The 22,825-nt window shown below is 60.5% G+C and carries 23 protein-coding genes and 2 tRNA genes; 15 read left to right on the top strand and 10 right to left on the bottom strand.

Annotated features, from left to right (window positions below; all coding sequences use genetic code 11):
- Positions 1 to 4: 4 nt before the first annotated feature.
- Complete coding sequence (locus tag HMPREF3148_RS04810) at positions 5 to 1,411, top strand: NAD-dependent succinate-semialdehyde dehydrogenase (RefSeq protein ID WP_049145465.1); 1,407 nt, start codon at positions 5 to 7, stop codon at positions 1,409 to 1,411.
- Between the two features lie 436 nt (positions 1,412 to 1,847).
- On the opposite strand, the gene HMPREF3148_RS04805 is transcribed toward HMPREF3148_RS04810, so the two are convergent.
- Both HMPREF3148_RS04805 and HMPREF3148_RS04800 read right to left on the bottom strand, forming a co-directional pair.
- Positions 1,848 to 1,939 (bottom strand) — tRNA-Ser (locus HMPREF3148_RS04805).
- A 74-nt stretch (positions 1,940 to 2,013) separates the two neighbouring features.
- Positions 2,014 to 3,159, bottom strand: coding sequence for a PucR family transcriptional regulator (locus tag HMPREF3148_RS04800; protein WP_005530432.1), 1,146 nt, complete (start codon positions 3,157 to 3,159; stop codon positions 2,014 to 2,016).
- A gap of 100 nt (positions 3,160 to 3,259) precedes the next feature.
- On the opposite strand from HMPREF3148_RS04800, the gene HMPREF3148_RS04795 reads away from it, so the two are divergent.
- Positions 3,260 to 4,933, top strand: coding sequence for an alpha-keto acid decarboxylase family protein (locus HMPREF3148_RS04795; protein ID WP_049063179.1), 1,674 nt, complete (start codon positions 3,260 to 3,262; stop codon positions 4,931 to 4,933).
- 10 nt (positions 4,934 to 4,943) lie between these two features.
- Positions 4,944 to 5,990, top strand: a complete 1,047-nt coding sequence (hisC, locus tag HMPREF3148_RS04790; protein ID WP_049063180.1) for a histidinol-phosphate transaminase — start codon at positions 4,944 to 4,946, stop codon at positions 5,988 to 5,990.
- Positions 5,991 to 6,011: 21 nt separating this feature from the next.
- On the opposite strand, the gene HMPREF3148_RS04785 is transcribed toward hisC, so the two are convergent.
- Entirely contained in the window at positions 6,012 to 6,269 is a 258-nt protein-coding gene (locus HMPREF3148_RS04785) for a MoaD/ThiS family protein (RefSeq protein ID WP_034657333.1), read from the bottom strand.
- A gap of 84 nt (positions 6,270 to 6,353) precedes the next feature.
- Between HMPREF3148_RS04785 and HMPREF3148_RS04780 the strand changes: the two genes are divergently transcribed.
- The 4 genes from HMPREF3148_RS04780 to HMPREF3148_RS04765 are packed head-to-tail and all read left to right on the top strand — an operon-like array spanning position 6,354 to position 9,412.
- Positions 6,354 to 7,505: a molybdopterin molybdotransferase MoeA gene (locus HMPREF3148_RS04780; RefSeq protein WP_049151563.1), complete on the top strand. Its 1,152-nt coding sequence runs from the start codon at positions 6,354 to 6,356 to the stop codon at positions 7,503 to 7,505.
- On the top strand, positions 7,505 to 7,975 hold the full coding sequence (locus HMPREF3148_RS04775) for a MogA/MoaB family molybdenum cofactor biosynthesis protein (RefSeq protein WP_005530441.1): 471 nt from the start codon (positions 7,505 to 7,507) through the stop codon (positions 7,973 to 7,975). Before HMPREF3148_RS04780 ends, HMPREF3148_RS04775 begins: the two co-directional genes overlap by 1 nt.
- On the top strand, positions 7,965 to 8,411 hold the full coding sequence (locus HMPREF3148_RS04770; protein WP_049151562.1) for a molybdenum cofactor biosynthesis protein MoaE: 447 nt from the start codon (positions 7,965 to 7,967) through the stop codon (positions 8,409 to 8,411). The genes HMPREF3148_RS04775 and HMPREF3148_RS04770 overlap by 11 nt, the downstream gene beginning before the upstream one ends.
- Positions 8,408 to 9,412 carry a ThiF family adenylyltransferase gene (locus tag HMPREF3148_RS04765; RefSeq protein WP_049151561.1) on the top strand — a complete coding sequence of 335 codons (1,005 nt, stop codon included), beginning with the start codon at positions 8,408 to 8,410 and terminating at the stop codon, positions 9,410 to 9,412. Before HMPREF3148_RS04770 ends, HMPREF3148_RS04765 begins: the two co-directional genes overlap by 4 nt.
- Positions 9,413 to 9,603: 191 nt before the next feature.
- On the opposite strand, the gene HMPREF3148_RS04760 is transcribed toward HMPREF3148_RS04765, so the two are convergent.
- Positions 9,604 to 9,688, bottom strand: a tRNA-Ser gene (locus HMPREF3148_RS04760).
- A gap of 105 nt (positions 9,689 to 9,793) precedes the next feature.
- Between HMPREF3148_RS04760 and HMPREF3148_RS04755 the strand changes: the two genes are divergently transcribed.
- On the top strand, positions 9,794 to 10,750 hold the full coding sequence (locus HMPREF3148_RS04755) for an NAD(P)H-quinone oxidoreductase (RefSeq protein ID WP_049151560.1): 957 nt from the start codon (positions 9,794 to 9,796) through the stop codon (positions 10,748 to 10,750).
- Between the two features lie 34 nt (positions 10,751 to 10,784).
- Here HMPREF3148_RS04755 and HMPREF3148_RS04750 read toward each other — a convergent pair whose 3' ends face one another.
- Positions 10,785 to 12,041: an aminotransferase class V-fold PLP-dependent enzyme gene (locus HMPREF3148_RS04750; protein WP_049151559.1), complete on the bottom strand. Its 1,257-nt coding sequence runs from the start codon at positions 12,039 to 12,041 to the stop codon at positions 10,785 to 10,787.
- A 240-nt stretch (positions 12,042 to 12,281) separates the two neighbouring features.
- Here HMPREF3148_RS04750 and HMPREF3148_RS04745 point away from each other — a divergent pair, with 240 nt between their 5' ends.
- Both HMPREF3148_RS04745 and HMPREF3148_RS04740 read left to right on the top strand, forming a co-directional pair.
- Entirely contained in the window at positions 12,282 to 13,133 is an 852-nt protein-coding gene (locus HMPREF3148_RS04745; protein ID WP_046645839.1) for a galactan export ABC transporter permease subunit Wzm/RfbD, read from the top strand.
- A 28-nt stretch (positions 13,134 to 13,161) separates the two neighbouring features.
- Positions 13,162 to 13,968 (top strand): galactan export ABC transporter ATP-binding subunit Wzt/RfbE, encoded by an 807-nt coding sequence (locus HMPREF3148_RS04740; protein WP_046645756.1) that lies wholly within the window; start codon positions 13,162 to 13,164, stop codon positions 13,966 to 13,968.
- Here the strand turns inward: HMPREF3148_RS04740 and HMPREF3148_RS04735 are convergent.
- Positions 13,965 to 14,642: a GNAT family N-acetyltransferase gene (locus tag HMPREF3148_RS04735; protein ID WP_053084987.1), complete on the bottom strand. Its 678-nt coding sequence runs from the start codon at positions 14,640 to 14,642 to the stop codon at positions 13,965 to 13,967. The two genes, HMPREF3148_RS04740 and HMPREF3148_RS04735, sit on opposite strands and share 4 nt — an antisense overlap.
- A 35-nt stretch (positions 14,643 to 14,677) precedes the next feature.
- Here HMPREF3148_RS04735 and HMPREF3148_RS04730 point away from each other — a divergent pair, with 35 nt between their 5' ends.
- The gene (locus HMPREF3148_RS04730; RefSeq protein ID WP_005530458.1) at positions 14,678 to 15,592 is read left to right on the top strand and encodes a galactofuranosyltransferase GlfT1; all 915 of its coding nucleotides are present in this window, start codon (positions 14,678 to 14,680) and stop codon (positions 15,590 to 15,592) included.
- Positions 15,593 to 15,606: 14 nt separating this feature from the next.
- Here HMPREF3148_RS04730 and HMPREF3148_RS04725 read toward each other — a convergent pair whose 3' ends face one another.
- From HMPREF3148_RS04725 to HMPREF3148_RS04710, 4 genes are read right to left on the bottom strand one after another with little or no spacing between them, the layout of a single operon-like run.
- Positions 15,607 to 16,068 carry a GtrA family protein gene (locus tag HMPREF3148_RS04725; protein WP_049151558.1) on the bottom strand — a complete coding sequence of 154 codons (462 nt, stop codon included), beginning with the start codon at positions 16,066 to 16,068 and terminating at the stop codon, positions 15,607 to 15,609.
- The gene (locus tag HMPREF3148_RS04720) at positions 16,068 to 16,535 is read right to left on the bottom strand and encodes a GtrA family protein (protein WP_275042328.1); all 468 of its coding nucleotides are present in this window, start codon (positions 16,533 to 16,535) and stop codon (positions 16,068 to 16,070) included. The genes HMPREF3148_RS04725 and HMPREF3148_RS04720 overlap by 1 nt, the downstream gene beginning before the upstream one ends.
- 50 nt (positions 16,536 to 16,585) lie before the next feature.
- Positions 16,586 to 17,497 (bottom strand): plasmid pRiA4b ORF-3 family protein, encoded by a 912-nt coding sequence (locus HMPREF3148_RS04715; protein ID WP_049151557.1) that lies wholly within the window; start codon positions 17,495 to 17,497, stop codon positions 16,586 to 16,588.
- A gap of 29 nt (positions 17,498 to 17,526) precedes the next feature.
- The gene (locus tag HMPREF3148_RS04710) at positions 17,527 to 18,027 is read right to left on the bottom strand and encodes a hypothetical protein (protein WP_049062338.1); all 501 of its coding nucleotides are present in this window, start codon (positions 18,025 to 18,027) and stop codon (positions 17,527 to 17,529) included.
- A gap of 34 nt (positions 18,028 to 18,061) precedes the next feature.
- Between HMPREF3148_RS04710 and HMPREF3148_RS04705 the strand changes: the two genes are divergently transcribed.
- The 4 genes from HMPREF3148_RS04705 (at position 18,062) to HMPREF3148_RS04690 (ending at position 22,800) form a co-directional block, all read left to right on the top strand.
- Entirely contained in the window at positions 18,062 to 18,340 is a 279-nt protein-coding gene (locus HMPREF3148_RS04705) for a hypothetical protein (RefSeq protein ID WP_005530468.1), read from the top strand.
- A 224-nt stretch (positions 18,341 to 18,564) separates the two neighbouring features.
- Positions 18,565 to 19,980, top strand: coding sequence for a decaprenylphosphoryl-beta-D-ribose oxidase (locus HMPREF3148_RS04700; RefSeq protein ID WP_005530470.1), 1,416 nt, complete (start codon positions 18,565 to 18,567; stop codon positions 19,978 to 19,980).
- Between the two features lie 52 nt (positions 19,981 to 20,032).
- The gene (locus tag HMPREF3148_RS04695) at positions 20,033 to 20,791 is read left to right on the top strand and encodes a decaprenylphospho-beta-D-erythro-pentofuranosid-2-ulose 2-reductase (RefSeq protein WP_049151556.1); all 759 of its coding nucleotides are present in this window, start codon (positions 20,033 to 20,035) and stop codon (positions 20,789 to 20,791) included.
- Positions 20,792 to 20,829: 38 nt separating this feature from the next.
- Positions 20,830 to 22,800: a galactan 5-O-arabinofuranosyltransferase gene (locus HMPREF3148_RS04690; protein WP_049151555.1), complete on the top strand. Its 1,971-nt coding sequence runs from the start codon at positions 20,830 to 20,832 to the stop codon at positions 22,798 to 22,800.
- Positions 22,801 to 22,825: the final 25 nt, after the last annotated feature.

Below are 22,825 nucleotides of genomic sequence, written 5' to 3'. Positions count from 1 at the left end.
GGACATGAGTACTTTTGCACTTGAGAACCCAAACACCGGCGTCTCCGAGGAGACCTTCGACCGCATCAATGACTCTAACCGTGACGCGATCCTGGACCGCTCCACGGAAGCCTTCAAGAGCTGGTCCCGCACCTCAATCGAGGAGCGTGCAGCCATCCTCTTCCGCACTGCGGAACTCTATGAAGAAAACGCAGACAAGCTAGCCGAGCACATCGGCCGTGAGATGGGTAAGCTCACACGCTGGGCAAAGGGCGAGATTCAAATCGTCGCTGACATCTACCGCTGGTACGCCGAGCACGCCCACGAGCTGCTCGCGCCCGAGTACTTGGCGGCCCAGGGCGCGCAAAAGACTGTTGTTCGAAAGGAGCCGCTCGGCCCGCTGCTGGGCGTTATGCCATGGAACTTCCCGTACTACCAGGTTGCCCGCTTCGCGGCGCCGAACCTTTTGCTGGGTAACACCATCGTGCTCAAGCACGCTTCCATCTGCCCGCTGTCTTCCCAGGCCTGCCAGGATCTCCTGGAAGAGGCGGGTCTGCCGAAGGACGCTTTCATCAACATCTACGCTTCCGGCTCCCAGATGGATGCCTTCGTGGCGGACAAGCGCATCAAGGGCGTTTCCCTCACCGGCTCTGAAGCAGCCGGCGCTGCGGTGGCAAAGACCGCGGGTGAGAACTACAAGAAGTCCGTGCTGGAGCTCGGCGGCAACGACCCATTCATCATCATCGATGACAAGAAGCTCGAGTGGACCCTCGATCAGTTCGTACCAATCCGCATGTACAACACCGGCCAGGCCTGCAACGCCCCAAAGCGCCTGATTGTGTTGGAAGATTTCTACGATCGCACCCTCGACTACCTTGTGGAGAAGATCGGCAACCTCAAGGTCGGCCCATACGACGACGAGAATGCCGACATCGGCCCACTGTCCTCCATCGGTGCCCGCGACGAAATCATCGAGCGCCTCGACAAGGCTGTTGCCGATGGCACCGCCACCGTCCGTGTGGGTGGCAAGAAGGTAGACCGCGACGGCGCCTACATGGAGCCAACGCTGCTTAGCGACGTCGATCCTTCCGCCGAGATCGCCTGCAACGAGATCTTCGGCCCAGTCGCAGTCATCTACAAGGCAAAGGACATCGACGAGGCCATCGCAATTGCCAACAACTCTGACTATGGCCTCTCCAGCTCCGTGTGGGGTTCCGACCTCGACAAAGCCTTCGAGGTGGCGCAGCAGCTTAACGACGGCATGACCTTCGTCAACGAGGCTTCCGTCACCGCTGCCGGCCTCCCGTTCGGCGGCATTAACCGCTCCGGCTACGGCCGCGAGCTCGAGCGCTGGGGCGTGGGCGAGTTCGTCAACGAGCACCTCTACCGCATCAGCGGCCAGGACGACGCGGGCCTCTCCCCGGCGATGTAAGTACTCGAGCCCGCTCTTCCGAAGCCGCACCCCGTCCTGCCAGCTCATCACTGGTGGGGCGGGGTTCGCCTTTTACTGCGGCCACAAATGGTGAGGTCACCCCGTAACCACTGCGGTTCGTGTTAAGCGCTGTGATTATTGTTGGGTGACCTCACCATCTACTCCTCACCGTCTAGACCTCACCACCTAGCGGCAACCACGGTGCAGCACAAGGACGCCTCTAAGAAACGGTGGCACAGCCGTATCGCCGCACGCGCTAACCCGCCTGGTTGACTACCTTCCCCTATCCGATTCCCATGCAGAGAGCAACAACGACAAAGAATCAGCGTTATCGAGCTCCAGGCTCAGCGGCGGCAATAACCGCACAGCCCCACAATGGGGACTTAAGCAAAAAGTCTCGAGACAGCGCGTAAACGATGTCTCGAGACTTCTCAAGTGGCGGAGACGAGAGGATTTGAACCTCCGGACCTGCGCAAGCAAGTCAACTCCTTAGCAGGGAGCCCCATTCGGCCGCTCTGGCACGTCTCCAGCGATTCGCGATGAATCTTCGCTTACTTTACCCGAGCCCCTCCACGCGTGCCAAACAGCCCCCTCACTACCGTCTAACTGCTTAAGTTATAACGACGATTAAGCGCCGCATGCAGCTTCAATGCCATATACAAAGCGGCACAGCGCCAGCCATCTTCGAGGGCAGCCGAGCCCAGAATCTCACGGACGCGGTCTAGGCGATAATGCAAAGTAGCACGGTGAATATAGAGCGCGGCGGCTGTGTCATTGACGTTGCGAGAATGCTCGAAATAGCAAAGCAGACTTTCCCAGTAGCTATTGCGCTTGGCGTCTAAAAGCAGCGCGGCATCGGGGCTCAGCGCGCGCACGGTAGCCGGACTCAGATCCCATCCCAACAGCGCGCGCCAGGCGCCAGCCACAGCCCAGTCCATCGCAGGTTGCCCGGTCAGCCGCGCAACGTCGGCCATGAAACGAGCCCGACGCGCAGTGGGCGCACTGCCCCGCGCACCAATCTGCGTTCCCGCCGTAAGGGCCGCGGAAGCAACCTCCTCAATCAACGTTTTCGTGTCTTGCTCGTCGCGCGGGGATTCCACGATGATGAGCGAATCGTGCAAGTCCAGGGCTAGAAACGGACGCCGCCGCAGCGGACGGGCGAGCTCCATCGACAGCTGGACCAAGTCACCGTCTACGTCGATACGATGAATGAGCACTTCCCCATCACGCGGCAAAAGGTCGCGCTCGCGGGCTATGGCCAGCGCACTTTCATCACCCGCAACGATGTCACGGGCTAAATCACCAAGCTGCTGCGCACGAGTGGCCAGATAAGCATCGCGCTCGTCTACCAACTTGGTCAGCGTGCTCAGTTGCGGAGAAACGGTGGCAAGAGCGGCGTCGGAAAGCGCGTGCTCATCAATGATCCACACGTGCCCTACCAGTTCAGGGCCGTGGCGCAACGGAATAACCACGCGCGGGAGCATGTCATATTCCGCATTCGCCGGCAGGCGCACCGGGGCAGAAGATTCCTGAATGCCATAACTGAGCATCCACGGGATCGGCTCCGGCGGCGGGGTGCGCTCCAGAATCGAAGCCACGCGGTGACTATCCACGGCGCCCAACTGCGCGCTTGCCGCAATCACGTTGATAGAGGGAGTGGTTACCTCCACCGAGCATTGCAACTGCCGCGCGATGTCATCGGCTAGCTCTTGAATCCGTGCCAGGTTCGGCACCGTCGGTTTCGACATATGTCAAAGATATTTCTCTATGTTGACTAATGACAACAAAAATGTGACCTACGATAATCGGAAAAGCACGTTTTATCGCTAACAAAAGAAAGGGCTCGCAATGCAGACCACCGTCGGCGAATTTATCCTCGACCGCCTCAAGGCCATCGGCATCTCCGAGATCATCGGAGTTCCCGGCGACTTCAACTTGAGCTTCCTCGAGCAGATCGACGAGGCCGAGGGCATCCGCTTCGTTGGCGCCTGCAACGAGCTCAATGCGGCCTACGCCGCTGATGGTTACGCCCGCCAGCGCGGCGTCGGCTGTCTGCTCACCACCTACGGCGTGGGCGAGCTCTCCGCGCTAAACGGCATCGCAGGTGCTCGCGCAGAGCACGTCCCACTCGTTTCCATCGCCGGCGCTCCGCCGCAGTACGCCACCGAGTTCCGCTGGAACCTGCACCACACGCTTGCCGACGGCGACTTTGCCAACATGCTCGATGCCATCGCACCGTTTACCGAGGTAGCCACCCGCGTTTCCCCGATGAACGTGGTCGAGGAATTCGACCGGGCCCTGCACACCTGCCTGCGTGAGAAGCGCCCAGTGCACATCCAGATCCCTTCCGACATCACCCACTTGACCATCGAGGTCCCGGATACGCCTTTCTCCACCGAGCTGGCTTCCTCCGACAAAGAGCGCCTCGAGGCTGCGGCCGATCGCGTGCTGGAGCGCCTCGCTGCTGCTAAGGACCCGATCATCCTCATCGATCAGGACACTAACCGCCACGGCTTCGCCGACAAGTTTCGCGCCATCATCGACAAGGCCCAGCTGCCCTACTCGCAGCTTTCCTCCGGCAAGGCCATCCTCTCCGAGCGCGACCCGCTGTTCATCGGCACCTACAACGGCGCGGCTTCTGCCCCGGGCGTGCAGGAGCGCATTGAGAACTCCGACTTCCTGGTCACCACCAACCCTCGCTTCATCGAGGTCAACTCCGGTTCCTTCACCCACGATCTCGACAACGCGCACGTGTTCAACTTCGGCGATCAGCACCTCAACGCTGACGGCGAGTACTTCGTAGGAATTAACACGCTGGAGCTTCTCGACGTCCTGCTCGAGCGCATCCTTGCCAAGAAGCCGATCGGCGGCGAGAAGTTCGTTCCGGAGACCTTCGAGGTGGAAGCCGACGCCGCCCTGACGCAGGCTCGCATCTGGCAGCAGATGCTGGGATTCATCCAGGAAGACGACGTTGTTATCGCTGAAGCGGGCACCTCCAACATTGGCCTGGGCCCGCAACGCATGCCTGAAGGCGTGCAGTACATCAACTCCACCATCTGGGGCTCCATCGGCTTTACCCTACCGGCAGTACTCGGCTCCCAGCTGGCCAACCCAGAGCGCCGCCACGTGCTCTTCATCGGTGACGGTTCCTTCCAGCTGACCGCCCAAGAGCTGTCCACCATCCTGCGCCAGGAGCTCAAGCCCATCATCGTTCTGGTCAACAACGATGGCTACACCATTGAGCGCTTCATCCTCGGCATGGAGCAGGAGTACAACGAGATCCAGAACTGGAACTACAACGAACTGCCGAAGGTCTTCAAGGCGGACACCACCATGGAGTCCTACTCCGCCAAGACCGAGGGGGAACTCAAGGACGCTCTGGAAGACATCGCCGCTCACCCAGAACGCGGGGCATTCCTCGAGGTGCACCTCGATCCATTCGATGCGCCGAAGGGCCTGCAGGCTTTCGGCCCGCTAACCGCAGACTTCGATTTCGGCCCCCGCGGCCCGCGCAACGCTTAAGGTAGTACCCATGATTCGCCCAGACCTTTCTTCGCTGCCCGTCTATGTTCCGGGTGCACGCAACGAAACCGCACTAAAGCTCTCCTCCAACGAGGCCACTCAGCCGCCACTCCCCGAGGCCCTCAAGGCCATGGAAGCCGCAGCTGCCGACGCCAACCGTTACCCAGACATGGGCGCCATCGAGCTGCGCAGCGCCCTTGCTGAGCACCTCGGCGTGACCTTGGAGCAGGTTGCTGTGGGCACCGGCTCCTCGGCTATCTGCCAGCAGCTGGTGCAGATTACGTGCCTGCCTGGCGATGAGGTGGTCTTCCCATGGCGTTCCTTCGAGGCCTACCCGATCTTTGCGCAGGTAGTGGGCGCTACTCCGGTGGCGGTTCCGCTCAACGCTGAGCACCGCGTGGACCTGCCCGCCATGGCGCAGGCAGTCACGGACAAGACCAAGGTCATCTTCGTGTGCAACCCGAACAACCCCACGGGTTCCATCATCACCAAGGAGGAATTCGACGAGTTCCTCGCCGCAGTGCCGGAAGACATCATCGTGGCCCTCGACGAGGCCTACATCGAGTACAACCGCAACGACTCCGTGCCGCTGGCCACCGAATACATCAAGACGCACGCCAACGTCGTCGGCCTGCGCACGTTCTCCAAGGCTTATGGCCTGGCAGGTGTGCGCGTGGGCTACGCCTTCGGCTCCCAGGAGATCATCGAGGCCCTCAACAAGGTAGCCATCCCGTTCTCCGTGAACGCCGTGGCTCAGGCTGGTGCCGTGTACTCCCTGGCAGCGCAGGATTCGCTGCAGGAGCGCACCGACGAGGCAGTGCGCGAGCGCGACCGCCTCACCGAGCGCTTCGCCGAGTTCGGCGTCCCAGCTTCTGAGGCGAACCACATCTGGTTCCCTGCTTCAAACATCGAGCAGCTGGGCACCCCGCAGGAGGTCGCGGCCAAGCTCGCAGAGCAGGGTGTCCTCGTGCGCGCGTTCCCGGAGGGCATCCGCATCTCCATCACCACCGCCGAGGAGACCGAGGTTCTGCTGAAGGCCTGGGAGGCTGCCTTCTAAAACGAAGCAGGCCTTTAAGCTCTAGCCGCCAGCAAACGGCGGCAACACATCGACGCGCGTCGCGCCCTCTAGGGTGGCGGCGCGCTCGGCGTTTTTGCCATCGACCAGGAAGGTACAGCGCTCGAGGACCTCGCCCAGGCCCATTCCAGCTTCGGTGGTCCCGGTGTGCGTGGTGGCCAGTTCGTTGAGGAGCTCGCCGAGAGTCGCGGGGGCGTCGACAAGCTCATGGCTCACGCCGGCCGCAGCGCGTGCGGCAGCGAAATAGTGAATTTCAACCATGTCTGCCACTATGCCAGTTTTTGCATCAAAAGTGCCGTTAAAATTGGAGAGGTTAACCAGACACATAAGGAGAGGCACGCCAGCATGCGCAGTTACGAAGAACACCTAGCAGCTATCCGTGGAGCACTACCTACACCGACGGTGGTGACCCGCTCCCTGCTGGAAGTTGACGGTCTCATCCTCGCCCGCACCATCACCGCAGCTTATGACATGCCGCGCTTCGACAACTCGCAGATGGATGGCTACGCCATTACCTCCACCACCGGCGGCACCTTCACCGTCGGCGCCACCGTGGCAGCCGGTGCTGTGCCAGGTTCCGCCCGCGATGGCATCGCAACACCCATCATGACCGGCGCGAAGGTACCCGAGGGAACCGTCACCATCGTGCCCGTCGAGCAGTGCGAGCCGCCGCAGTTCCCGCGCGAGGGCGAAACCGTGACCATCCCCGCAGCCCCTGAGGGCCAGTTCATTCGCCTTGCAGGTTCCGACATCGCCGCGGGCAAGGTCCTCGTCGAGGAAGGCACCCGCCTGACCCCGGCCGCCATCGGCACGCTGGCCTCCCAGGGCATCACCGAGGTCGAGGTCTACGCGCCTGCCCGCATCGTCGTGTGCACCGGCGGCGCGGAAATCGGCGGCCAGGGCGCGGCCAGCATCCCGGACGCAAACGCCCCGATGATCGCCGCGTTGTGCCGCGAGTACGGCATCGAGGTTGTGGCCTTTATCCGCACCAACGACGACCCAGGAATCCTCCGCTCCGATCTCGAAGGCGTGGTTCGCGTCTACCAGCCCGATGCCATCGTCACCTCTGGCGGTGTGTCCCACGGCAAGTTCGAGGTGGTGCGCCAGGTCTTCGAGGAGGATGGCTGGTTCGGTCACGTGGCTCAGCAGCCCGGCGGCCCGCAGGGATTGGCCAAGCTTGGCGACGTCCCCGTCATTTGCCTGCCCGGCAACCCCGTGTCCACGTTGGTCAGCTTCCGCGTCTACCTCGGCCCGGCGTTGGGTCGCTCCCGCGCGGCACACACCGCGCAGGTCACCGTTCCTGTCACCGGCTTGGAGGGCCGCGATCAGTTCCGCCGCGGCATCGTGGACTACGAGAATGGCATCGCCACCGCGGAGCTCTTCAGTGGCACCGGGTCGCACCTGTTGTCCCAGGCCATGAGCGCCAACGCCCTCATCCGTATCCCGGCTGGCGCGCAGTTGCAGCCAGGCGACGTCGTCGAGGTAATCCCGTTCTAATGGCCCGCCGCGCAGTAGTAATTGTGGCCTCCACCCGCGCAGCCGCGGGCATCTACGAGGACCGTTCCGGCCCCATCGCGGTGGAATTCCTGCGCCGCATGGGTTTCGATACGCCCAACGCACTCATCGTCCCCGATGCGGAGATCGACGAAGCCTTGAACACGGTCTTCGCGGAGGGCCCCTCGGTGATTCTTACTTCCGGCGGCACGGGCATTTCGCCTGACGACGCCACTGTCGAGGCCGTCTCCGCGCACCTAACCAAGGAGCTGCCAGGGATTGCGCACGCGTTTTACGCGGCGTCGGCAAGCGTGCCCACTGCTGCGCTCTCGCGTACAGTCGCTGGCGTCAACGCCCGTACCTTTGCCATGGCTTTGCCTGGCTCAACGGGCGGCGTGAAGGATGGCTGCAAGGTGTTGAAGCCCTTGTTGCCGCACATCATCGACCAGTTGGAAGGAAAGCATGAGCACTGATCCTTCGTATGTCAGCGCCGATACCGGAAAGGTTCTCGGGGCTTTCATGACCGCGGAACCGATCGAATACCCAGAGGTGGCCACCGCCGCGATGGGTGCGGTGGTTACTTTCGAGGGAATCGTGCGCAATCACGACGGCGGCCGCGGCGGCGTGGAGCTGCTTACGTATACGGCACATCCTTCGGCCGATGCGGAGATCGCGCGCGTGGCAGATGAGGTCATCGCCGCGCACCCCAAGGCCCGTTTGTGGTGTGCGCATCGCACGGGTGACCTGCACGTTGGCGACGCCGCCTTCGTGGTCATCGCCGCCGCGGCACACCGCCACGACGCATTCGCTGCTGCTGCGGAATGCGCCGACCGCGTGAAAGCGGAGGTTCCCATCTGGAAGGAACAGCGCCACGCGGACGGTTTTAGCAATTGGGTGGGGCTGGAATGAGCATTCGTTACGCGCGCCAGGAAGCACTGTGGGGTGAAGAAGGCCAGGCCAAGCTGGCCCGTTCCACCGTTGCGGTGATTGGTGCCGGCGGGCTTGGCTCGCCTGCCCTGCTCTACCTCGCGGGCGCAGGCGTGGGGCGCATCCTGCTTTTCGACGACGACGTGGTCTCCCTTTCCAACCTGCAGCGCCAAGTCATCCACGGTATGGACGACATTGGTGGCCCGAAGACCGTCTCCGCGGCGGAGACCCTCCACGCGCTTAACCCTGATGTGCGGGTCATTCAGCACCCGCGCCTGGAATCGGCGACGGCCCTGAAACAACTAGCTGAGGCCGACATCCTCCTTGACGGCACCGACAACTTTGAGGCCCGCTACCTGTGCTCGTGGGCCTGCCACGAGCTGGGCATCCCGCACGTCTGGGCCTCGATTTTGGGATTCGATGCGCAGCTTTCCGTCTTCTGGTCTGGGCACGGTCCGGTCTACGAGGACATCTTTCCCACTGCCCCGGCACCCGGCTCTGTGCCGTCGTGCTCCCAAGCCGGCGTGCTGGGCCCAGTCGTGGGCACGGTGGGTTCTGCCATGGCATTGGAGGCACTCAAGTACCTCACGGGCACGGGTTCCCTGCTCATGGGCAAGATCGGCTACTACGATGCGCTTTCCGGCACGTGGGAGTACATCCCCGTCGTATCCAGCGGCGCGGTGCCTTCGCAGCCTGCCGACGCCCCCGAGGTCCGGGAGATCCCTTCCGGTTACCGCATCATCGATGTGCGCACCGCTAAAGAGCGCGCGGAGCACTCCATTCCCGGCTCCGAGCACTTCCTTTTGGACCGCATCCTGGCGGGTGAGAACCCGCAGCTCGGCCATTACGAGCCTGCCATCATCTACTGCGCCGGCGGCATCCGCTCCGCCCAGGCAGTCGCGGCCCTGCGCGAGCGCGGCTACACGCAGGCCTTCTCCCTGCGCGGCGGCATCAATGCCTGGCTCGAGCAGAATACCGCGTAGGCAGCCCATATTAAGGAAACCGAAGACAATCCACGGCGTATGTACCTCTGTGTGTATTTAGCGTGCCTGAATCACCAGGTTTCTGGCCGCTATTTACATATAGCGGTACATGAAACCACGCGTGGCGATGCGAAGCGCGAAAAAGTCTCGAGACACCATCCACAGGAACGATGTCTCGAGACTTCACACGGCGGAGACGGCGGGATTTGAACCCGCGGTGGTTTGACCCACGCTGGTTTTCAAGACCAGTGCATTCGGCCGCTCTGCCACGTCTCCTTGTCTTGCGACTCACTTAGCCTACTAAACCCACCAAGCGAGTTCACATTCCCCCACCCAGTTCTCCACCCACGCACGGTCTACTTTTCGTTAAGCTCGGTGAACATGAAAGCTATCGTGCAAACCAACCCTGAGGATCCGGGCGCGCTGGAGCTAGGCGTCGTCGAAAAGCCACTGCTCTATCCCGGGGAGGTGCTCGTCAAAGTCCACGCTGCCGGCGTTAACCGAGCAGACCTGCTGCAGGCCCGCGGCCACTACCCGCCGCCACCTGGCGCATCGGAGACGATCGGCCTTGAGGTCGCCGGTGAAATCGTCGATGCCAACGGCACCGAGTGGACCGAAGGCACCCAGATTGGAGCACTTCTCGCGGGCGGCGGTTACGCCGAGTACGTTGCGGTTCCCGTCGGCCAGCTCCTTCCGATTCCCAAAGGCTTCTCACTCACCGACACCGCATCTGTCATCGAGGTCGCGTGCACCGTGTGGTCCAACCTTGCCATGGAGGCAGGGCTGTGCGAAGGCCAGACCATCCTCATCCACGGCGGCGCGGGCGGCATCGGCCTGTTCGCAATCCAGGTGGCTAAGGCTCTGGGCGCCACGGTCGCCGTTACTGCGGGCTCACAGGAGAAGCTCGATACCTGCAAGAGCTATGGCGCGGACGTCCTCATTAATTACAAGGAGCAGGACTTCGCCGAGGAGCTCAAGAACCAGTGTGACGTTATTCTCGACATCATCGGCGCGAAGTACCTCAAGCAGAACCTCAAGGCACTAGCCACCGACGGTCACTTGGTCACCATCGGCCTCCAGGGTGGTACAAAAGAGGAGCTCAACATGGGTATCCTTCTGGCCAAGCGCCTCACCCTCCAAGGCACCACCCTGCGTTCGCGCTCACTTGAGGACAAGGCCGCCATCGTCGCGGACACCGTCAAGCACGTCTGGTCCTGGCTCGAGGACGGCACGGTCAAACATCATCTCCACGGCACTTTTGCGCTTGCCGACGCCGCCGCTGCCCACCGCGCGCTCAACTCCGGCGAGGTCACGGGCAAATTGGTCCTCGAGGTGTAGACCGGCCCCGCATCCGCAAGACGGTGCCGCAGCACTAAGCCAGCGAAGCCACCACGCGGGTGAGCTGCTCGACGTCATGATGCGTGTTGAATGGGCCCAGTGCCACGGTAACGGCACCGCCAATTTCGTCGGCACCCATTTCAGTCAGCAGCGGAGTGCGGGAAGCCAGCGTGGTTACCAAGCCGTTGTCAATGAGGCGACGGTGCACAGTCTCCGCGGGAACGCCCTGCACGGCGAAGGTCAGGCGCGGCAGCCTATCATCTGAAGCACCCGCTGCTGCCTCGCCCGTCACGCCCAGGATGTGCACGGCAGGCAAGGTGCCTAGGTACGTATATAGATCCGCGGTGAGCTCGCTTAAGTAATCACTCAACGCGTCCATCGACTTATGCACGCGCACGCGGCGGGAGCCGGCTTCGCCACCCGCCAGCGCAGCAAGGTGATCCACCAAGGGCCCAACGCCGCCGGCCAGGCCAGTGGACACGGGAGTCTCAAGTTTTTCAGCAGTGTGTGAAGTCTTGGCCGGACTATACGATTCAATCCTGCGGAACATCGCTTCATCGCGGAATACCAAGGCCGCGATCTGCGGGCCGCCGAGCAGGCCTATATCGATACCAAGGATGTCTGCCCCAAGCTCGTCGAACTCGAGAGGTCGATAGGGGGCGAGCGCGGAGACATCGACAAGCGTCCATGCACGCGAGCGCGAGCGGATCGCTTCGAGGATCTCAGCAGTAGGTGTCACAGTGCCCAACAACTCATGGGCGGCGGAGAAGGAAACGAGACGGGTGGAGCCGTCGACAAGCTCGGCATACTGGAACGCCGGAAGCTCACCTGTGCCGAGGTCCGGCTGTGCCCAACGCACGTCCGCATCAACTTCCGCCAGCGCGGTGTAGAGCGCAGGCGGATCGAGCTTGGACAAAACGACAGAAGAATTGCGCCGCAGCATGGGGCGCAGGCTACGCGCCAGCGTCTGGTACAGCACCGGCAGCGAAGGGCCTAAGACAACGCGGCCAGCCTTCGAGCCCACGAGATCCGCGATCGCCATGCGGGCAGCGCCGTAATTACCCGCGCCCTCTAGCTGCCCCGGCGTGCGGTTCGCGGAGTGCGCACCAGTGGAATCTTCGTGCGGGGCCACCGCCGCCGACATGCGGAAGGAACGAGCAACGCCTGCGGCCACTCGCTCAGAAATCTGGGGCGCAGCGTTTGCGTTGAGGTAGGTCCATCCGTCCGATAGGCCAGTGTAAAGACCTCGCACGCTGGCAACGTCATACCTCGATGGCAAGCCTAATGGCATGTATATAACCTTCCTCCGTGCCTTTCATTGGTTCCCAAACGCAACGTTTTTAGGGGCCGCTGTGGGGCGATCGACACCCTACTCTATACGTGTTTCCGTCCGGATTCCTAAAACAGGATAACCGCTGGTCTCAAGCATTTTCCCAGCACAAGCGGCGTGTAGATACCCGTTTAGCCTGGATGCACGCTAGGGTGTTTTGACGTGCAAGACAACAATCAATTGCGCGCCGACATCGCCCGCATGACCTCCACCCCGGAGTCAAGCGAGGTGCCGGCGTCCCAGTCCATGACCCTGCGGACTGCTTTTGCCGACCTTATTCAAGGCGCCAAGCAGCGCGAACTGTGGTTCATGCTGGGTATTCAGGACATCAAGCAACGCTACCGCCGCTCCGTTCTCGGCCCCTTCTGGATCACCATCGCCACTGGTGTGATGGCTGCTGCTTTGGGCCTTTTGTACTCAATGCTGTTCCAGATCCCCGTCGCGGAGTTCCTCCCCCACGTCACCGTGGGTCTTATTATGTGGAACTTCATCTCGGGTGCCATCAAGGAGGGCTCAACCGTCTTCATTGATAATGAGGGACTGATTAAACAGCTGCCGGCTCCGTTGTCAGTCCACGTCTATCGCCTGGTCTGGCGGCAGACGCTCTTCTTGGGCCACAACCTAATCATTTGGTTGCTGCTCATCATCATCTTCCCCCGCCACTTGGGTTGGGAGTTCTTCCTGTTCATCCCGGCGCTGGCGCTGTTGCTGGTCAACGGCGTGTGGGTGGCCATGTTCTTCGGCATCGTGGCAACGCGATTCCGCGACGTCGCACCGCTGCTTGAGGCACTGACGCAGCTGTTGTTCTACGTCACGCCGATTGTGTGGATGACCAACACCTTGAAGGATCAGGGCGGTGCTGTAGCCAGCCGTGCACGCATTGCGGAGATTAACCCGCTGTATCACTACATGGAGATCGTCCGTGCTCCTATGATCGGTGAACCTGTCGCCGGCTATCACTGGCTCATTGTCATTGCCTGCACGCTTGTGGGCATCTTCGTTGCCGGCTTAGCCATGCGCCAGTGGCGCTTCCGCGTGAGCTACTGGGTATAGCGCAAGCTGCACGAAAGGATCTTCAACAATGGTTTCTATCGATACTTATAACGCTTGCGTGGACTTTCCCATCTTTGATGCCAAGTCCCGCTCCTTAAAGAAGGCTGTACTTTCCTCAGCTGGCGGTGCGATTGGCAAGAACAGCGACAACACGGTGGTGGTTGAGGCCCTCAAGGACATCAACCTGCACCTGCGGGAAGGTGACCGCGTAGGTCTCGTGGGCCACAATGGCGCAGGCAAGTCCACGCTGCTGCGTCTGCTCTCGGGCATCTACGAGCCCACCCGCGGCTCCGCCGACGTCCGCGGACGCGTGGCCCCTGTCTTCGACTTAGGCGTAGGCATGGACCCGGAGGTCTCCGGCTACGACAACATCATCATCCGCGGCCTGTTCTTGGGCCAGACCATCAAGCAGATGAAAAACAAGATGGATGAGATCGCCGAGTTCTCTGAACTGGGTGACTACCTCGCCATGCCGCTGCGCACCTACTCCACCGGTATGCGCGTACGCTTGGCGCTCGGCGTGGTTACCTCCATCGAGCCAGAGATCCTCCTGCTCGATGAGGGCATCGGCGCTGTCGACGCCGCCTTCATGGCCAAGGCTCGTGTGCGCCTCCAGGAGCTGGTCAAGCGCTCCGGCATCCTGGTCTTTGCTTCGCACTCCAACGACTTCCTGGCGCAGCTGTGCAACACGGCATTGTGGATTGACCACGGCACCATCCGCTGTGCCGGCGAGGTCTCCGAAGTAGTCAGCGAATACGAAGGCCCCGAGGTAGGCGAATACGTCAAGGAACTGCGCCAACGCTTCGAAAAGGAAGAAGGCACGGGCAAGGCTTAAGCCGTGCTTGGCGACGCCCCGAGCAGCTCCCTCAATGCGCCGGTTATTCCGTCCACCGTGACGGTGTAGCCGGCATTGTTGTATCTATCCCGAGCAAGGCGTGCGCGCCGGATGGGCAGCTCGGTCTTTTCTGGGCCACAGGGCAAGGTGGCGGCTAGGCCGGCGTCGTAAAGCTCATAGCCCAGCTTCATCGACACCCTCTCAGAGGCATGATTGCCCTGCACCCACCCAGTACTCAGGGCCTGTGTGCCCAGTTCACCAAAGCAAAATCCCGCTACTGCATGACGCACCAGCGTGCCTAAGCCTTTGCCCTGGTGGCGATGATAAATCCAGGAACCCGTGGACACCTCCTTGTGAACTGCAAACTCACTGCCGCGAATGTCAACCACACCGATGATTTCCTGGTCCATGCACACTACAAAATCGAGAGACCATTCTGCGGGAGACATCCTTGCTCGGTGCTCCCACCGCATGTGCGCTGAGGCATAAGGATCGCCGTCGAAGAGCCAGCCAAACGCGTGTTGCGGGATTTCGGCCCCATAGATCTCCTCCGGAGTGACCCCATTAATTGCAGCAATATCTGTATCGCGCATGACACGCATCGAAATGTTCTGCTTGCCATCGCTGGCGTGAATGCGCACCGCAAAAGGCGGCCACATCTTTTCTAACTCCATGTCCAAAGCCTATACGCCTCCGCAAGGGTGGCAGAATGGAACGCATGACTGCCACCTTGAGCACTGCCGGTTCCACGGCCGCCGTAATTGTCACCCACCAGCGCGTTGAACTGCTGCGCGCCTCGTTGGAGCAGGTAGCACGCCAAACCCACCCTGTGCAGTGGATCATCGTTGTGGATAACGGTGCCGAAGACGCCGTCAAGGACCTCGTTGAGTCCATCGCCGGGGAGCGCGGCGTATATATCCCCTCCCAGACCAACCTGGGCGGTGCAGGCGGCTTCGCCCTCGGTTTCCTCACCGCTCTGTCCCTCGGTGCCGACGCTGTATGGTGCGCCGACGATGACGGGCGCCCAGCAGACAAGAACGTCCTCGCCGAGCTCTACCGCGTCGCTGAAACCAACTCCCTGCACGAGGTCTCCCCTGCCGTATGCAACATCAACGAGCCCGCACGCCTGGCATTCCCACTGCGCCAGGGACTCGTGTGGCGCCGCTACATGAGCGAGCTCGAGGGCGACTTCCTGCCCGGCATCGCCTCCCTCTTCAACGGCGCACTCATCTCCGCTGAGGCCATGCAAATCATCGGCGTCCCCGACTACCGCCTCTTCATCCGCGGCGACGAGGTGGAGTACCACCGCCGCCTCGTAAATTCCGGTCTCCAGTTCGGCACCGCGCTGACTACCAGCTACCTGCACCCAGATGGCTCCGACGAGTTCAAGCCGATCCTGGGCGGCAAGATGCATACCCAGTACCCCGCCGGTGAGTTCAAGCGCTACTTCACCTACCGCAACCGCGGCTACCTGCTGTGGCAGCGCGGCATGCGCAAACTTCTCCCCCAGGAGTTTGCACGTTTTGGCTGGTTCTTCCTCGTGCAAAGGCGCGATCCCAAGGGCTTCCTCGAGTGGCTCAACCTGCACAACAAGGGCCGCAAAGAAGACTTCCACCGCCCTTAAGCGCTCTGCTGGGCTTAATTGTCCACCACAAAGGACTTCCGCGTGCTGCGGAAGATGACCCAACGCTGCACAAAGAAATTAATCAGCGTGGCAGTACCCTGCGCGATCACAAAGGCCACGACCAGGGCCCAGGAGGAGGGCCACTCAAGGTCGTGGTCAAAGAAGGGGAACGCCCAGCGGTAGAGAATGATGTTGACCGCATAGGTCAGTGCATAAGTGGCCACCACTGCGGCCAAGCGCCGCTTCGAGGCCTTCGCATTAAAAGTCCAACGGCGATTTAACAAATACGCCGTCAAGGTGCCGAAGATGAAGCCGACGGTGCGGGCGGCGACGTCGCCAAGCAAGTCCAAGCCGATCTGGAAAATCCATGTCAGACCAGCATCAATCACCGCTGCAATCATGCCCGTGATTGCGAACTTGAAGCCTTGGGCTTGCAGGGAATTTGAGTGCGAGAGCCGCTCCGCCGCGTTACTCATCAATCACCCTTAAAAATGAAGATGCGCTGGATGGCAAAGTTGGTCACGGTGGCCACACCCTGCGCGATGACGAACGCAATGGTGTCCTTAACAGCGCCCTCAAATCCCATGGAGATAAGCGGTGCGTTGAGTACCCAATAGAGGAAGTTCTGCACAGCGAAGGTGGAGGCGTACAGCGCAGCGACAGCGCCGGCGGTGCGGCCGGAGACCTGTGAGCCGAACGTCCAGCGGGCATTCGCGATGTAGGCCGCGATGGTACCAAAGACCCAACCTATGGCCTTAGCCGCGGACCTGTGCAGACCCAGCGAGGTCAGCAACAAAGTCAGGCCATAATCAATAGCCGCGGTGAACACGCCCACGGAGACAAAGCGAAAAAGCTGCGTCTGCAACGAGGAGCGTCGGACCTCAACATCGGCGACGTTAGTGTCAACGTCTCCCCCGACGTTTCCCTCAACGTTGCCGTCAATGTTGCCACGACTATGGGCATTAGGATTTTTATCAATCACGGCTAAATAGCCTACCTGCGCAGCAATGCACGGTAAATGTCGAGCCGATCCACAGGCGCCAAAGCGTCGGCACCGTAAGCGCCCATGGCAGCCAGTTCCTCCAAAGAAGCAGCACATAATTCGCGGATTTCTTCACCGCTTAGGCTCGCCCCATCATCCGCTACCCATCCAAGAGCTTCCATGGTTGCCTCAGCCACAGAATTGGTGAGCTCGCGCCCGCCCATGCAGGAAAGACCAAGCGTCATCGACCAGAAAGCATCCTGTCCTTCTGAGGTGACCTCGCGGGGCAAGGAGTCCAAACCGGCGCGGGAAGTATCGGCATTGTCAGTACTTTCGGGGCTCTCTGGGCGCTCTAGTTCAAGGGCCTGGAGCAGGGGTACGAAGTCGAAGAGTTTAGTTCTCTCAATGATCGCGCGCACTGGCGGAACCACGATATTGAGGACCTCATCGATGGTTTCCTGCCCTGTTAGCTCAGCATTAATTGCGGTGAGATCAAAAGGCACCAGGAAGGAGCCAGAACCGCCCACGCATAGGGCCTCCGGGGTGCCAGTATCACGTGGGTAGATCGCCGCGACCACCAGGCTAAAATCCCACAGGCCCCACACGTAGTCAACCTGGTCTCCCTCTTTCCAGAGGAATTCAGAGACCTGATGCTCAGGGTCAATGCGGCAGCCACGGGCGTCGCGATGCTCATAAAAGTGCCACGGTGAATCCTCATCGGGAAGCCCGAAGCTGACTTCTAGGACACGGTGGAGCTCCGCGAAGGTAAAAGCGTCTGAGAAACCGATCTGTCGGTGTGCTTCTGCTTCTGCCCGTACGTTAGAGACTTGGCAGATGACGGTGAGAGGCTCACGCTTGAGGGTCACTAGAGAGTCTTCACGCTTGGCGCGTGCTTGACTCAAATCTGTGACCTTGAGGCTCATGGGCCCCACCATACGCAAAACTTGCGAGGCTACGCAGCGAGCTTTTCGATATCGCGAGCTTCGAGCTCACTCACGAGGAATACGAAAGCAGCAGCAATTGCGCCCCATGCAGTCCATGGTTTGGAAAGACCTCGCTTGCGCAGGCGCTTGACCACTGCCTGGGAAACCTTGACGTTAATAAAACCGCCCAGCACAAAAAGAAGGATGACCGCAGCGAAGACAGCCCACTGCTTGAGGTCAGAATCGTTTTGCTCGGCTTGTGACTGCTCGACTGGTGGCTGCTCGGCTTGTGGTTCTTCATCCTCGCGCTGGGCATTCGTGATGGCGACGAGGGCTCCGAAGCCGATGAAGGAGAAGACGTAGGTGATGCTAAGGGCCGTTTTGTCCTTAATCCAATCCGGGAAAGAGAGCATCAGGCCTGCTGCTGCGGACTGCGTGATGCGGCCGGCGAGAGTGTCATCAAGTGCGTAGTTATCAACGCGGGTGTCAGCTTGGACGTTAGATTCATGCTGCGAATGTGGCTGATTCATGGGCATAACTTTATGCGGAACTATGCTAAAACGCATGTACTCATCGAAGAAAGAGCATCTGACTCCCGCCCAGCGTGCGGCGCAGGATGAACGCCAAGAAGATGACAAGCGCAACGGACACTTCCTCGCCACGGAACACACGAATCTTCCGCTCGATGGATTCATGACTCGCCTGATGGCGGAAGAGCTCCCCATCCTGGACTCCACCTCACGCCGCCGGGTTTATGAAATTCTGCGCGGCTACGAGGGACCAGAAATCACCTCACAAGAGCAGTTACCTGAAGAAATCCGCGACATCATGGATCTGTATTAACGAACGCTAGTGGCCAATGGCATTGGCGGCTTTGGGATTTTCATGACGGCGTGCCATTGCAGCCAACTCCACACTGAATAGCGACGTTAAACGGCCAAAACCCACATATTCGGAAGTGTTTTGTGTCTGAGTATGTTCCAAATATCACTAACGCCACAAACGTCACGTGTCTGGATAGGTGGGTAGGCTGGGTACGACATATCACGTCGAGTAAAGAGTAAGAGATGGAACTACATACCACCGAAAAGTCCCTGCACGGCTGGGGCCGCACCGCACCGACGACTGCCCACGTACTGTCAACCGAGGACGTCGAGGTCATCAAGAAGGCCGTCGCGCAGGTTGCTGAAGACAACTCCGACAAGCCATCGCACCTCCGCCGTGGCGTCATCGCCCGCGGCATGGGTCGTTCCTACGGTGACCCCGCCCAAAACAGTGGCGGTCTGGTCATCGACATGCAGCCGCTCAACAAGATCCACTCCATCGACCCGGAGTCCGCAATCGTTGACGTCGACGGCGGCGTCACCCTTGACCAGTTGATGAAGGCGGCCCTGCCGTATGGCTTGTGGGTTCCGGTCCTGCCGGGCACCCGCCAGGTCACCATCGGCGGCGCAATCGGCCCTGACATCCACGGCAAGAACCACCACTCCGCTGGTTCCTTTGGCAACCACGTAGTTTCCATGGAGCTGCTCGTGGCTGACGGCCGCGTCCTCCACTTGGAACCTAGCGGTTCCAAGGATGATCCAGACGGAGACCTCTTCTGGGCCACCGTGGGCGGCATGGGCCTGACCGGCATCATCCTGCGTGCCAAGATCCGCATGACCAAGACGGAGACTGCCTACTTCATCGCGGACACTGACCGCACTGAGAACCTTGAGGAAACAGTTGCGTTCCACTCCGATGGATCGGAGCACAACTACACCTACTCCTCTGCTTGGTTCGACGTCATCTCCCCTGAGCCAAAGCTGGGCCGTTCCACCATCTCCCGTGGTTCCCTGGCTACCCTGGCACAGCTCGAGGAGCTCGCACCGAAGCTGGCCAAGGATCCGCTGAAGTTCAACGCGCCGCAGCTGATGACCGTTCCGGACATCTTCCCGAACTTCACCATGAACAAGCTCTCCCTGATGGCGATCGGCGAGGCTTACTACCTCATGGGCGCGCCGGCTCGTAACAAGATCAAGAACCTGACGCAGTTCTACCAGCCGCTGGATCTCATCGGCGAGTGGAACCGTGGCTACGGCTCCAACGGCTTCCTGCAGTACCAGTTCGTGGTTCCGACCGAGGCAGTTGAGCCTTTCAAGGAAATCATCCGCGACATGCAGCGCTCCGGCCACTACTCCGCGCTCAACGTGTTCAAGCTCTTCGGCCCGGGCAACAAGGCTCCGCTGTCCTACCCAATGCCGGGTTGGAACGTCTGCGTGGACTTCCCAATCAAGCCGGGGCTCGGTGCTTTCCTCGATGATCTGGACAAGCGCGTCATGGAATTCGGCGGCCGCCTCTACCTGGCCAAGGAGTCTCGCACCTCTGCGGAGAACTTCCACAAGATGTACCCAGGCATGGAGGGCTGGCTTGCCACCCGCAACGAGATTGACCCAACCGGCGTCTTCGCATCCGATATGTCCCGCCGTCTTGAGCTCCACTAAGAGTTTCCCAACCTTCGTTCAAGACCAGCAGAAAAATTAAGGAACAACCCACATGCTTAATGCAGTAGGCCAAGCACAACACATCCTTCTTCTTGGCGGCACTTCCGAGATCGGCCTCGGCATCGTCGAGGAATTCCTCGACCGTGGCCCAGCCAAGGTCACCCTCGCGGCACGCGCTGATTCCCCGCGCATCGACGACGCAAAGGCCACGTTGACCTCCCGCGGCGCTGACGTTGAGGTCATCAACTTTGACGCGACTGACTTCGATTCCCACCCGGACGTCGTCAAGCAGGCATGGGAGCGCGGCGACGTCGACATCGCCATCATCGCCTTCGGTACCCTCGGTGACCAGGAAGAACTCTGGCAGAACCAGGCCAAGGCCGTGGCTTCCGCACAGACCAACTTCACCGCACCAGTGTCCTTGGGCGTCCTTCTGGGCCAGAAGTTCAAGGAGCAGGGCCACGGCACCATCGTGGCGCTGTCCTCCGTGGCAGGTATGCGCGTACGCCGCTCCAACTTTGTCTACGGTGCCTCGAAGGCTGGCGTGGACGGCTTCTTCATCAACCTCGGTGAGGCCCTGCGCGGCTCCGGCGCCAAGGTGCTCGTGGTCCGTCCGGGCCAGGTTCGCACCAAGATGTCCGCTGCAGCCGGCGAGGCTCCGCTGACTGTCGACGTCCCGGATGTAGCTAAGGCCACCGTCAAGGCGATCCTCAACGGCACCCAGTCGATCTACGTCCACCCGCTGTTCGAGTACGTTTCTTTGGCGTTCAAGTTCATCCCGCAGGCCATCTTCCGAAAGCTGCCTTTCTAAATTCCTGCAATTCCCTCGAGTATGGGAAACTAGTGTGCATGACTAGCCCAGCAACAATGCAACCCGTGCGCACCGACATTGCCCGTACTACGGACTACAACGTCGACGAACTTTCTAGAAAGTCGACGCTGCTGGGCACAGCGGCGTCTGCCCTTGGAGGGGCAGTCGTCGCACTTATTGGTTTTTATGCTTTCAAGACCATCTCCTTGCCAGCATTCAGCACCTCCATGGTCACCCGCGCGCTCAGCACAGTGGGTACCGTGCTCACCCTCGGCGTCGTGGGCTTCCTCTGCGTGTGGTGGATTTATGACACCTACCAGGAAAAGGTCTCCCGCCCCACCTGGCGCGTATGGCTAACCCACGCAGCCTGCTATATCTCCCCTGCTCTGCTTGTTCTTTCTGCAATCGGCCTGCCGCTTTCTGCCTCCAAGCTGTGGCTCGACGGCGTCCAAGTAGACCAGGTCTTCCGTACCCAATTCCTCACGCGTTCTACGGACCAAATGGGCTACGCCGACATGAACTACGAGGGGCTTCCCACCTTTTACCCAATGGGCTGGTTCTGGCTGGGTGGCCGCCTGGCCAACCTGCTCAACATGCCTGGTTGGGAGGTCTTCCAACCGTGGGCGCTAGTCTCCCTCGCGGTATGCGGCTGCATCCTAGTTCCGATCTGGCAGCGTCTTGTTGGTTCCTTGCCAGTGGCAACCGCAATCGCTTTGGCCACCACAGCGATCACTCTCACGGTCAACGCTGAAGAGCCTTATTCCGCCGTCATCGCCATGGGCGTTCCAGCCGTCGCGGTTCTTTCTTCCCACGCGTTCAAGGGTTCTTGGTTCTCCACGGTGGGGATCATGCTTTACCTGGGCGTCTCCGCATGTTTCTACACGTTGTTCACTGGTGCGGTCGCACTGACCATTGTTTCCCTCATCGCCGTGGTCACCGCCATTTATGACCGTCAGCTGCGCCCTATCCTTCATCTGGTGGTCATCGGTGTGGGTTCTATGGCCATCGCAGCCATTGCATGGGGCCCATACCTCATGGCCGCGATGACCTCTAAGGCACCTCTGGAATCCACCGCCCAGCATTACCTGCCGGAAGAAGGCACCCAGATCCCGGTGCCATTCCTCTCCTTGAGCATCATTGGCCTGCTGTGCCTGATTGGCTTGGTGTACATGACGATGCGTCTGGAAGACTCCGCCATTCGCGCGCTGGGCATCGCCACCATAGGCGCATACCTCTGGGTCGTCTTGTCCATGGTCGTTACGCTTGTCGGTACTACCCTGCTGGGCTTCCGCCTAGAGAGCATCATCGTCATCCTCTTTGCCACCGCAGGTATTCTTGGCTTGGCCGAAATCCGCCGCATGGGAATCCCCAACATTTACCCGGCGCGCTTCAGCGATAGCACGAACAAGCGCATCACCGCGGCCTTCGCCATCATCGTTGCGCTAGGCGGCGTCTACTACGCCCAGCAGATCCCAGAGAAAAACGAGTCGGCGCTGGATCATGCCTACACCGACACCGACGGTAACGGCGAGCGCGCCGACCGCTTCGCAAGCGACTCTTCGATGAACTACATCAAGATCCGCGAATACATCGACTCTCATGGCTACGTACCGAACCAGACCGTGGTGATGACCGATGAGAAGCTCTTCATGGCCTACAATCCTTACCTCGGTTTTAATGCCTTCACCAGCAACTACGCCAACCCGCTTGGTGAATTCAGCTCGCGTAATGAGCAGATTGAAGCCTGGGGCCGCGACTCTTGGAACCAGACCCCGCAGCAATTCATCAAGTCTCTCGACTCCGCGCGCTGGCGTGGGCCAGATGTTGTCATCTTCCGCGGCAGCATCGAGGAACCAGGCGACGGCTACAAGATCCACCTGGCTGAAGACATCTATCCGAACCAGCCGAATGTGCGTTACCGCGCGGTCTTCTTTAACCCTGACGTATTCAAAAAGGGCTGGGACACCGAGCAGGTTGGCCCGTTTGTGGTGGCGGTGCGTTCTCATTAAATAGGAGGCGTGCCGTAAACTGATC

The sequence above is a fragment of the Corynebacterium sp. HMSC05D08 genome (assembly GCF_001807215.1).
Lineage (GTDB): Bacteria > Actinomycetota > Actinomycetes > Mycobacteriales > Mycobacteriaceae > Corynebacterium > Corynebacterium striatum.
Note: the sequence above shows the minus strand (reverse complement) of the source record. Positions and strands in the feature narration are given on the sequence as shown.